We start from the raw sequence: 12,942 nt of genomic DNA on the forward strand, positions 1-12,942 counted from the left end.
CATGACCACCAACCGATTCAACGTAAAGAAAGTCGCCGTGCTCGGCGCCGGCGTGATGGGAGCGCAGATCGCCGCGCATCTCGTCAACGTGCGCGTGCCGGTCGTGCTGTTCGATCTGGCAGCGAAGGACGGCCCGAAAAACGGCATCGTCGTGCGCGCCATCGAGGCGCTCAAGAAGCAGAAGCCCGCACCGCTCGGCGACGTGGCCGATGCCGCGCTGATCGAAGTCGCGAACTACGAGGACGACCTGGTAAAGCTCGGCGAATGCGATCTCGTGATCGAGGCCATCGCCGAGCGCATGGACTGGAAGCTCGACCTCTACAAGAAGATCGCGCCGCACGTCGCGAAGCACGCGATCCTTGCTTCCAACACCTCCGGCCTGTCGATCACGAAGCTGAGCGAGGCGCTGCCCGAAGCACTGAAGCCGCGCTTCTGCGGCATCCACTTCTTCAACCCGCCGCGCTACATGTTTTTGGTCGAGCTGATCGACACGCCGACCACCGAAGCGCAGGTGCTCGACCAGCTCGAAACCTTCGTCACCAGCACGCTCGGCAAAGGCGTGGTGCGCGCGCACGACACGCCCAATTTCATCGCCAACCGCGTCGGCATCGCCGGCATGCTGGCGACGTTGAAGGAAGCGGAGAAGTACGGCCTGACGCCGGACGTGGTCGATGACCTGACCGGCAAGAAGCTCGGCCGCGCGAGCTCGGGCACCTTCCGCACCGCCGACGTTGTCGGGCTCGACACGATGGCGCATGTCGTGAAGACGCTGCAGGACAACCTCGATGCCGACAGCGATCCGTTCTACGGCAATTTCGCGACACCGCCGGTGCTGGCGACCTTGTTGCAGCGCGGATTCCTGGGCCAGAAAACGAAGGCCGGTTTCTACAAAAAGGTCGGACGCGACATCCTGCGTTTCGACATGGCGGCCAACGGCGGGCAGGGCGATTACGTGCCCGGCGGCGAGAAGTCCGACGACGTTTACGCACGCATGCTGAAGAAGCCGGCCGGCGAGCGGTTGCGCCTGCTGCGCAACTCAGAAGGGCCGCAAGGTCGGTTCCTTTGGGCGATCCTGCGCGACAGCTTTCATTACGCAGCAGTGCATCTCGCGACCATCGCCGAGAGCGCGCGCGATGTCGACTTCGCGATGCGCTGGGGCTTCGGCATGAAGCAGGGGCCGTTCGAGCTCTGGCAGGAAGCGGGCTGGCTGCAGGTCGCGCGATGGGTGCAGGCGGACATCGACGCGGGCGAGGCGTTGAGCACGGCGCCGTTGCCGAAGTGGGTGTTCGAAGGGCCGGTGGCAGAGGCTGGCGGCGTGCACACGCCGGAAGGTTCGTGGAGCGCGTCGGCCAGCCGCTTCGTGCCGCAGCGGCGGTTGCCGGTGCATGCGCGGCAGCTGTTTCCCGAGAGCGTGCTGGGCGCGAACGCGTTATCAGCCACCGATTCCGGCACCACGATCAGCGATGAGGGCGACGTGCGCACCTGGACGCTCGACGGCGAGATACTGATCGCCAGCATCCATTCGAAGATGCACGCCATCAGCCCCGACGTGGCCGAGGCGCTGGGCGCTGCGGTCGACCTGGCGGAGGCGGAATACAAGGGCCTCGTCATCTGGTCGCCCGATGAGATGTTCTCGGTCGGCGCCGATCTTCAGGCGATGCTGCCGGCCTTCGTGGTCGCGGGCATCGGCGCGGTCGAGGGCGCGGAAGAAGAGCTGCAGAACGTGATGCTGAAGATTCGCTATGCCGGAGTGCCGGTGGTGTCGGCGATCCGCGGCCTGGCACTCGGCGGCGGCTGCGAGCTGGCCGTGTATTCGGCGAAGCGCGTGGCTGCGATGGAGAGCTATATCGGGCTGGTCGAAGTCGGCGTCGGACTGGTGCCGGGTGCGGGTGGGCTGACCTACATCGCGCGTCGCGCGGCGGAGAACGCGGCGCTGTCGACGGGCAGCGACCTGCTGCCTTTTCTCACTGAAGGCTTTACCGCCGCGGCGATGGCCAAGGTCGGTACGGGCGCGCTGGATTCGAAGAAGCTCGGCTACCTGCTGGACAGCGACGTGATCGTGCCGAACAAGGACGAACTGCTTTACGTCGCGCTTCAGCAGGCGAAGTCGATGGCCGACGCAGGCTATCGCGCCCCGCTGCGCCGGAGCTTCCGCGTGGCTGGCCGAAGCGGCGCGGCGACGATCAAGGGTCAGCTGGTGAACATGCGCGACGGCGGTTTCATCAGCGCGCACGACTTTCATATCGCCAGCCTGATCGCCGAAGTGGTAACGGGTGGTGATATCGACGCCGGCTCGCTGGTGACGGAGGAATATCTGATGGCGCTGGAGCGCAAGGCGTTCTGCTCGCTGATCGTTCATGCGAAGACGCAGGATCGGATCATGGGGATGCTGAGTACTGGCAAGCCGGTGCGCAATTGATCCCGTATTTCTCCTTCCCCTCCCGGGGGAAGGCAGGGATGGGGGCCGACAGCCTATGAAAAACCAGACCACATCCATCGCCCGCACCAACGCCCGGCTGCATCGCCGAGACATGACCGATTCCGAGCGAAAACTCTGGACTGGCTTGCGTGGTGAACAGCTCGGCTACAAGTTCCGCCGCCAGCATCCACTCGGAAACTACATCGCCGACTTCGCCTGCCTCGCCCCGAAACTGATCGTCGAACCGGATGGCTCGCAGCACCAGCAGCAGGTCGAGTACGACGCGAAGCGGTATGCCTTCTTTCACGCACAGGGTTTTGGCGTGTCGAGGTTCGCATCGAACGAGCCGTTCATCAATTTGGAAGGGGTGCTGCAGGCGGTATTGAATCGACTTGATGAAATGACGGCCGTCGGCCCCCATCCCTGCCTTCCCCCGGGAGGGGAAGGAGTCATACCGGAGAAATCGTTCACATGAAACAGACCCAGGACGCCTACATCGTCTCCGCCACGCGCACGCCCATCGGCAAGTCGCACCGCGGCTTCTTCCGCAATTACCGGCCCGACGATCTTCTCGCCGCCACCCTCAAGGCCGCACTTGCCGCAGTCCCCGGCCTCGACCCGAAGGCCATCGAAGACATCATCTGCGGCTGCGCGATTCCCGAATCTCAGCAGGGCCTGAACATCGCGCGCATCGGCGCGGTACTCGCGGGGTTGCCGACCAGCATCGGCGGCATCACCGTCAACCGCTTCTGCGCTTCGGGCCTCTCGGCGGTGCAGATGGCGGCTGACCGCATCCGCGTCGGCGAGGCCGACGTGATGATCGCGGCCGGTGTCGAGAGCATGAGCATGGTGCCGATGATGGGCAATGCGCCGTCGCTGTCGCCGTCCATCTTCGAGCGTGACGGCGATGTCGGCATCGCGTACGGCATGGGGCTCACGGCCGAGAAGGTCGCGCAGCAGTGGAAGGTGTCGCGCGATGCGCAGGACGCGTTCGCGCTGGCATCGCATCAGAAGGCGCTGGCTGCGCAGGCGGCGGGCGAGTTCGCCGACGAGATCTTTGCAGTCGAGGTTACCGACCGCACGCCGGACCTCGAAACCGGCAAGTCGATCGCCAGGAGCCGCATCGTCAACCTCGACGAAGGCCCGCGCCCCGACACCAGCATCGAAGGTTTGGCCAAATTGCGCACCGTGTTTGCCGCACGCGGCACCGTCACGGCGGGCAACAGTTCGCAGACGTCCGACGGCGCCGGTGCGCTGATTCTCGCGAGCGAGAAGGCCTGCAAGCAGTACGACCTGACACCGCTCTCGCGCTTCGTCAGTTTCGCGAGCAAGGGCGTGCCGCCGGAGATCATGGGCATCGGCCCGATCGAGGCGGTGCCCGCGGCGCTGCGTTACGCAGGCCTGCGGCACGAGGACATCGACTGGTTCGAACTGAACGAGGCGTTCGCGGCGCAGTCGCTGGCCGTCATCCGCACGCTCGGGCTCGATCCGTCGAAGGTCAATCCGATGGGCGGCGCCATTGCGCTCGGCCATCCGTTGGGCGCGACGGGTGCTATCCGTTCGGCGACAGTGGTTCATGCGCTGCGGCGCAAGAATCTGCGCTACGGCATGGTCACGATGTGCGTCGGCATGGGGCAAGGCGCAGCGGGGATCTTCGAAAGGGTCTAGACGCTATGGCAACGCAGCAGCAGCACGTATTCGACAAGGCGCTTGCGCTGCATCACAGCGACATCAAGGCCGGTCATTTCACCGGCACGACAAGTCCGGACTACTGGAACATGATCGGCCCGTTCGGCGGCATGACGGCGGCGGTGATGCTGAATTCCGTGCTGTCGCATCCCGACCTGCTGGGTTCGCCGATCGCCATGACCGTCAACTTCGCGGCCGCCGTCGAGGCGGGCGCCTTCGACATCCAGGCCACGGCGGTGCGTACCAACCGCTCGACGCAGCACTGGACGATCCAGCAAACGCAGGCCGGCATTGGCGGGGCGCCGCAGACCACGACCACGGCGACCGTCGTGACGGCTGCGCGCCGAGAAACCTGGGGTACCAGCGACATGCCGATGCCCGCCGTGCCAAAGCCGGCCGATGTCCCGCAGATGCAGCTCGGGGAAGGTGCGATGGCATGGCTCGGCCAGTACCAGCTGCGCGGCGTGAGCGGACTCATTCCGTCGCAGTGGGACGGCGGCGGCGACCACAGCGAAAGCGTGCTGTGGCTGCGCGACACCTCGCCGCGACCGCTCGATTTCGCGTCGCTGATGGCGATGAGCGACATGTTCTATCCGCGCGTCTGGCTGCGCCGCGCCAAGCGCGTGCCGGCCGGCACGGTGTCGATGACGACGTATTTCCATGCCGAGGCCGCGCAACTTGCGGAGGTCGGCACCGGCCATCTGCTTGGTCGCGCGACCGGCCAGCAGTTCAGGAACGGCTTCTTCGACCAGGCAGTCCAGCTCTGGAGCGAGGCCGGTATGCTGCTCGCGACCAGCAACCAGATTGCGTATTTCAAGGAATGAGACAGCCATGAGCGACATCCTCGTTCACACCGAAGCCGGTGTGATGACCCTGACCTTCAACCGCCTCGCGCGCAAGAATTCGCTCACCGGCGCGATGTATGCGGCACTTTCCGATGCATTGGCGCTGGCCGAGCAGGACGCTTCGGTGCGTGCAGTGCTGATACAGGGCGACCCGACGGTGTTCAGCGCCGGCAACGACATCGGCGATTTCCTGAATGCGCCGCCATCGACGGGCGATTCGCCGGTCTTCCGTTTCCTGCGCGGCATCGCGACCTTTTCCAAACCACTCGTCGCGTCGGTCTGCGGCCCGGCGGTCGGTATCGGCACCACGCTGCTGTTCCATTGCGATCTGGTCTATGCGGGCGACAACGCTGCGTTCTCGATGCCGTTCGTCAATCTGGGCGTCTGTCCCGAAGCCGGTTCGAGCCTGCTGGTGCCGGAGATGTTCGGCTATCACCGCGCAGCCGAGGCGCTGCTGCTGGGCGAGCCGTTTATGGCGGAAGCGGCACTCGAAGTCGGCCTGGTGAACCGCGTGGTACCGCCGACCGAGGCCAATGCCATCGCACAACTCCAGGCGCGCAAGTTCACGACCAAGCCGCTGAGTTCGCTGATCGAAACCAAGCGGCTGCTGAAGAAATCGCATCTGCCGGCGGTGCTGGAGCGCATCGACGAGGAGATGCAGAGCTTCGGCCGGATGATGAAGGAGCCGGCTGCGCGCGAGGCGTTCGCGGCGTTCATGGAGAAGCGGCGGCCGGATTTCTCGAAGGTCTGAGCAGGGTCAGTGATTCCAGATTCCGCGCTCCTGCGAATGGCGGTAGCCGTTCGGAGTGACCCCGATGCACCGTTTGAAGGTGGTGGCGAGATGGCTCTGGCTGGAGAACCCCGTTTCCAGTGCGATCTCGGCAATGGGCAGATCGGTGTCCGAAAGCAGTGCGCGGGCGCGGAGCAGTCGGCGGCTCAAAACGTATTGGTGCGGTGTGGCGCCGAAGTGCTGCTGGAATGCGCGGGGCAGTACATACACGCTGACGCCGGCTTCGCGAGCCAGCGTTTCCAGGCACAGATCCTGGTCGAGCGATTCCTCGATGAAATCCCGCAAGCGCGAAAAACCCTTGGCGCCTCGGGACGCGATGCGATCGTTCCGTGGCTGGACTACTGCATGGCGTGAGTGCGCGCGCACCAGCTGCGCCGCGATCGCGAGAGCAAGACCGTCGACATAGAGAGCGGTTGCCATCGGTTCCGGTTGGCGCAGCGTCTGCAGAATCGCAAGTGCCAGCTGTTCGAGCAACGGGTCGGTTGCACCGAGGCGCGGTTCGATCTGGACTCCTTCCCGATCGAAGATTTCGTTGCTGACGCCCTCGACCATGTCGTGCCGCAAATACAGCATCAGCATTTCCGAGGCGCCGTGCCGATCCCATTCGGAGGCCTGATGCGCGGGAATGACCAGGAACTGTCTCGGCGTCACGACGGCGGTTCCGGTTTCACCCTCGCCGACGACGACCCGGTGCAGCCGTGCAGGCCGATTCAGGCAAAAAGCCACGCAGTAATTTTTGACGGGATCGAGCGTGCCCGACCAGCTGTTGACGGTCGCAAGCGCGGCGTACACGTTTCGCCAGCCTCTTCCTCCGCTCTGCGCAAGCACTTGATTGCCGGCCCATTGGCCGATCCCGTGCGTCTGCTTGCCGCTGAACTCGCCATGCATGTCGTGCTCCCTCGGATCTTGTAAACGAACGCTTGAAATTTGAAAGACCGGGTGGCGCGTTTTTTGAATACTCGCCTCGACGCTGTTTCTGTTTCGTCGGTTTTGCCGCCCTCCAGCTATTGAAGCGAAGGGCTGCTTGCAAATTCCGTGCGAGCTGAACCGGAGCAGGCAAATATTTTTCTGACTCGAGGAATTCCACGTGATCCTGAATCTCATTCCGCTTCGAAAACTCGCAGTCGTTGCGCTCTCGGCAGCTTTTGCGTTGGGCGCCGGGACTGCATCCGCACAGGCTGCACCGGCCTCGGGCGACGTATTGAGCTTCGCGCTTTCGCCGGAGCCGCCTTTCATCATGACCGCCATCAACACGACGCTGCAGATGGGACTGGTGTCGTCCAAGATCATGGAGCCGCTGCTGTACCTCGACACCGACCTGAAGCCGCAGCCACAACTCGCTCAGAGCTGGACCATCAGCCCCGACGGCCTGACCTACACCTTCAAGCTGCGACCTAACGTGAAGTGGCACGACGGCCATCCGTTCACGTCGGCCGACGTGCAGTTCACGGTGATGGAAGCGCTGAAGAAGCTGCATCCGCGCGGACGTTCATCGTTCGCCAAGGTCGTCGAGGTACAGACCCCCGACCCGCTCACGGCCGTGATCAAGCTCAGCCAACCCGCGCCGCCGATGCTCACGGCGCTGGCATCGGGCTACGAATCGCCCATGATTCCCAAGCACCTCTACCAGGGCACGGATATCGCGGCGAATCCGTTCATCAGCAAGCCGGTGGGCACCGGCCCGTTCGTCTTCAAGGAATGGCAGAAGGGAAGCCACATAGTGCTGGAGCGCAATCCCGACTACTGGCGTCCCGGCAAACCCGCGCTGCAGCGCATCGTGTTCCGCATCATCAACGACGCATCGGCCCGCGCGGCGGGGCTGGAATCGGGAGAGTTGCAGATCGGCGCGCTGAGCCCGGTGCCGCTCACCGATATGGTGCGTATCGCCCAGAATCCGAAGCTGGCGATCGAGACGCGCGGCTATGCCTACATGTCGCCATTCATGCTGATGGAGGTGAATCTCCGGAAGCCACCATTGAACGACGTTCGCGTGCGCCGGGCAATCGCACATGCCATCGACCGCAAGCGGTTCACGCAGATCGTCTGGATGGGCTTCGGCAAGCCGGCGGAAAGCCCGATACCCTCGTCGGTCACGACCTTTCATTCCACCGACATTCCAGCGTACGGGTTCGACCCCGAGAAGGCGAAGAACCTGCTCGACGAGGCCGGCCTGAAGCCGGGCGCCGGCGGCGTGCGCTTCAAGATGACGCATGACTTCATTCCGCTCGGCAGCGATTACCAGCGCACGGGCGAATTCATCAAGCAACAGCTGGCGCGGGTTGGCATCGAGGTCGAACTCCGCAGCCAGGATCTGCCCAGCTTCTTCCGCCGCGTCTACACCGACTACGACTTCGACACGACCAGCCTTTATTACGGCGCCTTCGCCGATCCGACGCAGGGCCTGCAGCGCCTCTACTGGTCGAAATCGATCCAGAAGGGCGTGGTCTACACCAACGCGACCGACTACCGCAGCCCCGAGATGGACCGCATCATCGAAGGCGCGCAGAACGAGATCGACCCCGTGAAGCGCAAAGCGTTGTACCTGGAGATGCAACGCCTGGCAATGACCGACCTTCCGGTGATTCCGCTCATGGAGACACGGTTCGCCACGGTGTCCAGCAGCAGGCTGAAGAATCACACGATCAGTGCCGACGGCGTGATCGGCGGCAACTTCGCCGATGCCTACTTCGACAAGTGAAAGCATCGCCGTGTCAAGGAACTTGCGGCTGGTGGGGCGGCGTCTCCTCAAGGCATTGCCGTTGCTTCTCGCCGTCGTCGTCTTCAACTTCATCCTGCTGAAGCTGGCGCCGGGCGATGCGGCGGAAGTGCTGGCCGGCGAGTCGGCTTCCGCGACGCCCGAGTACCTCGCCGAGCTGCGCGCCCGCTTCGGGCTCGATCGACCGGTACACGAGCAGTTGCTCTACTACATATGGAAGCTCGCGCAGCTCGACCTGGGCTACTCGTTCAGGCACAGCCAGAGCGTGCTCCAGCTGATCCTCGGACGCCTGCCGGCCACGCTGTTGCTGATGGCGAGCGGCATGCTGCTGGCAGTGACCGCCGGTGCGGCGCTCGGCGTGTACGCATCGCAGAGGGTCAACAGCCTGCGCGACAACCTGATCTCCATGTTCGCGATGCTGGCCTTCGCGACGCCGGTATTCTGGATGGGACTGATGATGATTGTCCTGTTTTCGGTGCATCTCGGATGGCTTCCTTCCAGCGGCATGGAAACGATCGCCGCCGGCTACACCGGACTGCGTCGGGCCTGGGACATCGCCGTGCACATGGTGATGCCGGTGAGCACGCTGGCTCTTTTTTACGTGGCGCTCTACACCCGGGTCATGCGGGCGTCGATGCTGGAGGTTTTCAACCAGGATTTCGTGACGACGGCGCGTGCCAAGGGACTTTCGGAACGGCGAATTTCGCTGCGGCATGTCTTTCGCAATGCGTTGCTTCCGCTGGTGACGCTTCTGGGCGTGCAGATGGGAACGATGCTCGGCGGTTCGGTGCTGGTCGAGACTGTGTTCTCCTGGCCGGGTCTCGGCCGCCTCGCCTTCGAGGCCGTTTTCCAGCGCGACATCAACCTGCTGCTTGGGATTCTCCTGATGTGCTCGTTCGTCGTCGTGGTTGCCAATATCGCCGTCGATCTCGCCTATTCAAGGCTCGATCCGCGCATCCGGATGTCGTGAGGACGATGTGAAGGCATTCAAGGATTTCTGGCGTCGATTCGCCCGCAACCGCGCAGCGCTGGCTGGACTCGCGGTGTTGTTCGCGGTGCTCCTCATGGCACTGTCGGCACCGGTCCTGTTCCCGGGCAATCCGTGGGACATGGCCGCTGCGCCTTTCGTATGGCCCGGCGAAGACAGCACGCTGCCGCTGGGCTCCGACATGCTGGGCCGGGATCTGGCCAGCGGCCTGTTCCATGGGGCGCGCGTGTCGCTGGTGGTGGGCTTCGCGGCAACGCTTGTCGCCGTGTTCGTCGGCACCGGCATCGGTGCGGTGGCCGGCTATTACCGTGGCTGGGTCGACGACCTGCTGATGCGTTTCACGGAGCTGTTCCAGACTGTCCCGCAGTTCATCTTCGCCATCGTCGTCGTGGCCATCCTGACGCCCTCGGTGCTCAACGTGACGTTGGCCATCGCGCTGGTGTCGTGGCCGTCCGTGGCGCGTCTGGTCCGCAGCGAATTCCTGGCGCTGCGGGAGCGGGAGTTCGTGCAGGCCGCCGTCGCCATCGGCATGGGCGACCTGCGCATCATCGCGACGCAGATCCTGCCCAACGCGCTCGGCCCGATCATCGTCACCGGTTCGCTGATGGTCGCCACGGCCATCCTCACCGAGGCGGGCCTCGCGTTCCTGGGGCTCGGCGATCCAAACATCATGAGCTGGGGAACCATCATCGGCGGCGGACGCGATGCGTTGCGCAGCGCCTGGTACATCACGGCGATTCCGGGGCTCGCCATCATGCTGACCGTCCTGGGGCTCAACCTTGTGGGGGAGGGGTTGAACGACGCCCTGAATCCGCGTCTGAAGAATCGCTGAACGATGACCGCATCACACTTCGACCTGGCGGACGAAGCCGCCGCTCCGCTGCTGGAAATCCGCGATCTGCACACGCACTTCTTCACGCCGCGAGGCGTGCTGAAAGCGGTCAACGGCGTCTCGCTGTCGGTGCGCAAGGGAGAGATCCTCGCGGTCGTCGGCGAATCGGGCTGCGGCAAGTCCGTGACCGCGTTTTCGGTGCTGCAGCTCATCGCGCAGCCGCCGGGTCGCATCGTCGGCGGCCAGATCATGTTCGAGGGGCGCGACCTGCTGCGCTGCACCGCGGAAGAGATGCGCGCGATCCGCGGCAACGGCATCGCGATGATCTTCCAGGAGCCGATGACTTCGCTCAATCCCGTACTGACCATCGGCGAGCAGGTGGCCGAAACGCTGATCCTCCATCAGAAGCTGACACCTGCGGCGGCGCGAGAACGGGTGGTCGAATTGCTTTCGTTGGTGCGCATGTCGGCGCCGCGTCAGCGTATCGACCAGTATCCGCACGAGCTGTCCGGCGGCATGCGCCAGCGGGTGATGATCGCGATGGCGCTTGCCTGCGAACCCAAGCTGCTGATCGCCGACGAGCCGACGACGGCGCTCGACGTCACCGTGCAGGCGCAGATCCTCGATCTGCTGCTGGAGATGCGCGACCGGCTCGGCATGGCGATCGTCCTCATCACGCACGACCTCGGGGTCGTGGCCGAAACGGCGGACCGCGTGGCCGTGATGTATGCCGGCCGCAAGATCGAGGAGGCACCCGTGCTCGAACTTTTCAGGACGCCCCAGCATCCCTACACGCAGGGGTTGATCCGTGCAACGCCGGGTGCGCAGGGCGATCGACGCGAGCGACTGGTCGAGATCAGGGGCATGGTGCCTCCACTCGATGCCATGCCGCCGGGCTGCACGTTCGCGCCGCGCTGCGACCTGGCAGTCGATGCCTGCAAGGCTTCGGTGCCGCCGCTGGAAGTCAAGGGACCTCTGCACGAGGTGGCCTGCCTGCGGGCGCCGATGGTTCGCCGCAAACTGCAGGTGGTCGCATGAGCGAAGCGCCGCTTCTTCTGGTCGACGATCTGGTCAAGCACTTTCCGGTGAAGGACGGCACGGTGCATGCGGTCGACGGCGTGACCTTCGAACTGGCAGCCGGTGAAACCCTGGGTCTGGTCGGAGAATCGGGCTGCGGCAAGTCGACGCTGGGCAAGACCCTGTTGCGGCTCTATCCGCCGACTTCGGGTTCGGTGCGCCTTCAGGGACGCGAACTGGCCGACGTCAGCCGACGGGCGATGAAGCCGTTGCGTCGCGACCTGCAGATGGTGTTTCAGGATCCGTTCGCTTCGCTCAATCCGCGTACCACCGTCGGCCGTGCGATCGAGGAGCCGCTGGTCGTGCACGACATCGGCACGCGCGCCGAACGCCGCGAGCGGGTTCAGTGGCTGCTGCAGAAGGTAGGCCTGCCGCAGGACGCGGCGAACCGCCATCCGCACGAGTTCTCCGGCGGCCAGCGCCAGCGCATCGGCATCGCACGTGCGCTTGCATTGCAGCCGAAGATCATCGTCTGCGACGAGCCGGTGTCGGCGCTCGACGTGTCGGTGCGAGCGCAGGTGCTCAACCTGCTGGCGGACCTGAAGGACGAGTTCGGCCTGGCCTACCTCTTCATTTCGCACGATCTTTCGGTGGTCGAGTACGTGTGCGACCGGGTGGCCGTCATGTACCTCGGCCGCATCGTCGAAATCGCCCCGAGGCAGCGTCTCTGGCAGCAGCCGCTGCATCCGTACACCCGTGCATTGCTCGACGCGGCACCGCTCCCGGACCCGACGCGGCGGAGGGGCCGTCGCGTGCTGCTCGACGGCGACATACCCAGCCCGGTCGATCCGCCGTCCGGCTGCCGGTTCCGCACCCGCTGCCCGATGCAGATACCGCGCTGCGCAACCGAAACGCCGCACCTGCTCGCTGCCGGCGTCGGCACCGCCCACCAGGTGGCCTGCCACCGTGCTTTCGAAACCACCGCGTGAAAGGCGCGTCATGTCCGACATCTACCAACTCATCAGTGCCACACCCAGCCCGTATGCCCGCAAGGTCCGCATCCAGCTGGCGGAAAAGGGAATTCCGTTCGAACTCATCACCGAGGTGCCGTGGAACGGCGAAACGCAGACTCCGCGCTTCAACCCGCTCGAGAAGCTGCCGGTGCTGATCTGCCCGGACGGAAGCAGCGTGTTCGAGTCGCGCTACATCAACGAGTGGATCGAGATGCGTCATCCGACGCCGCCGCTGGTGCCCACCGATATCGAAGGCATCCTCGCGGTCAAGCGATTCGAAGTGATCGCCGACGGCGCCTGCGATGCGATGGTGCTGATGTTCTTCGAGAACGCGCGCGACGAGGACAAGCGCAGCGCACCCTGGTACGCACGCCAGCAGCGCAAGCTCGACGGCGCGTTGCGGGAGCTTTCGCGCGTGATCGAAGACCGGCAGTTCTGTCATGGCGACACCTTCTCCATGGCCGATATCGCCGCCGGCACGTTGCTGCGCTACATCACCGTGCGATGGCCGCTCAATACTTGGCGCGATCAGTATCCGAACCTGGCCGTCTTCTCCGACCGGCTGGAGGAGCGGCCTTCGTTCGCGTCCACGCGCCCGGTGCCGCAGGTGATCCGCGACCGGGTGGCCTGAGC

General features: G+C 64.6%; 12 protein-coding genes. 11 read left to right on the forward strand and 1 reads right to left on the reverse strand.

The window, feature by feature from the left end; all coding sequences use genetic code 11:
- Position 1 precedes the first annotated feature (1 nt).
- The 5 genes from ACSFA3_RS19660 to ACSFA3_RS19680 are packed head-to-tail and all read left to right on the forward strand — an operon-like array spanning position 2 to position 5,704.
- Positions 2-2,419, forward strand: coding sequence for a 3-hydroxyacyl-CoA dehydrogenase/enoyl-CoA hydratase family protein (locus tag ACSFA3_RS19660; protein WP_435507174.1), 2,418 nt, complete (start codon positions 2-4; stop codon positions 2,417-2,419).
- A 55-nt stretch (positions 2,420-2,474) separates the two neighbouring features.
- Positions 2,475-2,894: an endonuclease domain-containing protein gene (locus ACSFA3_RS19665; RefSeq protein WP_435507175.1), complete on the forward strand. Its 420-nt coding sequence runs from the start codon at positions 2,475-2,477 to the stop codon at positions 2,892-2,894.
- A complete protein-coding gene (locus tag ACSFA3_RS19670) occupies positions 2,891-4,087 on the forward strand; it encodes an acetyl-CoA C-acyltransferase (protein ID WP_435507176.1) in 1,197 nt (398 codons plus the stop codon). Before ACSFA3_RS19665 ends, ACSFA3_RS19670 begins: the two co-directional genes overlap by 4 nt.
- A 5-nt stretch (positions 4,088-4,092) precedes the next feature.
- The gene (locus ACSFA3_RS19675) at positions 4,093-4,932 is read left to right on the forward strand and encodes an acyl-CoA thioesterase (RefSeq protein WP_435507177.1); all 840 of its coding nucleotides are present in this window, start codon (positions 4,093-4,095) and stop codon (positions 4,930-4,932) included.
- 7 nt (positions 4,933-4,939) lie between these two features.
- Positions 4,940-5,704, forward strand: coding sequence for an enoyl-CoA hydratase (locus ACSFA3_RS19680; protein WP_435507178.1), 765 nt, complete (start codon positions 4,940-4,942; stop codon positions 5,702-5,704).
- A 6-nt stretch (positions 5,705-5,710) separates the two neighbouring features.
- Here the strand turns inward: ACSFA3_RS19680 and ACSFA3_RS19685 are convergent, their stop codons facing one another.
- Positions 5,711-7,033: a helix-turn-helix domain-containing protein gene (locus ACSFA3_RS19685; RefSeq protein ID WP_435507179.1), complete on the reverse strand. Its 1,323-nt coding sequence runs from the start codon at positions 7,031-7,033 to the stop codon at positions 5,711-5,713.
- Between ACSFA3_RS19685 and ACSFA3_RS19690 the strand changes: the two genes are divergently transcribed.
- The 6 genes from ACSFA3_RS19690 to ACSFA3_RS19715 are packed head-to-tail and all read left to right on the forward strand — an operon-like array spanning position 6,981 to position 12,940.
- Entirely contained in the window at positions 6,981-8,441 is a 1,461-nt protein-coding gene (locus ACSFA3_RS19690; protein WP_435507180.1) for an ABC transporter substrate-binding protein, read from the forward strand. The two genes, ACSFA3_RS19685 and ACSFA3_RS19690, sit on opposite strands and share 53 nt — an antisense overlap.
- The gene (locus ACSFA3_RS19695; protein ID WP_435507181.1) at positions 8,422-9,429 is read left to right on the forward strand and encodes an ABC transporter permease; all 1,008 of its coding nucleotides are present in this window, start codon (positions 8,422-8,424) and stop codon (positions 9,427-9,429) included. Before ACSFA3_RS19690 ends, ACSFA3_RS19695 begins: the two co-directional genes overlap by 20 nt.
- A 7-nt stretch (positions 9,430-9,436) precedes the next feature.
- Entirely contained in the window at positions 9,437-10,279 is an 843-nt protein-coding gene (locus ACSFA3_RS19700) for an ABC transporter permease (RefSeq protein ID WP_435507182.1), read from the forward strand.
- A 3-nt stretch (positions 10,280-10,282) separates the two neighbouring features.
- Entirely contained in the window at positions 10,283-11,317 is a 1,035-nt protein-coding gene (locus ACSFA3_RS19705) for an ABC transporter ATP-binding protein (protein WP_435507183.1), read from the forward strand.
- Complete coding sequence (locus ACSFA3_RS19710; RefSeq protein ID WP_435507184.1) at positions 11,314-12,285, forward strand: ABC transporter ATP-binding protein; 972 nt, start codon at positions 11,314-11,316, stop codon at positions 12,283-12,285. The genes ACSFA3_RS19705 and ACSFA3_RS19710 overlap by 4 nt, the downstream gene beginning before the upstream one ends.
- A gap of 10 nt (positions 12,286-12,295) precedes the next feature.
- On the forward strand, positions 12,296-12,940 hold the full coding sequence (locus tag ACSFA3_RS19715; RefSeq protein WP_435507185.1) for a glutathione S-transferase family protein: 645 nt from the start codon (positions 12,296-12,298) through the stop codon (positions 12,938-12,940).
- Positions 12,941-12,942 lie beyond the last annotated feature (2 nt).

It is taken from the genome of Variovorax glucosi (assembly GCF_051216695.1).
Taxonomy (GTDB): domain Bacteria; phylum Pseudomonadota; class Gammaproteobacteria; order Burkholderiales; family Burkholderiaceae_C; genus Variovorax.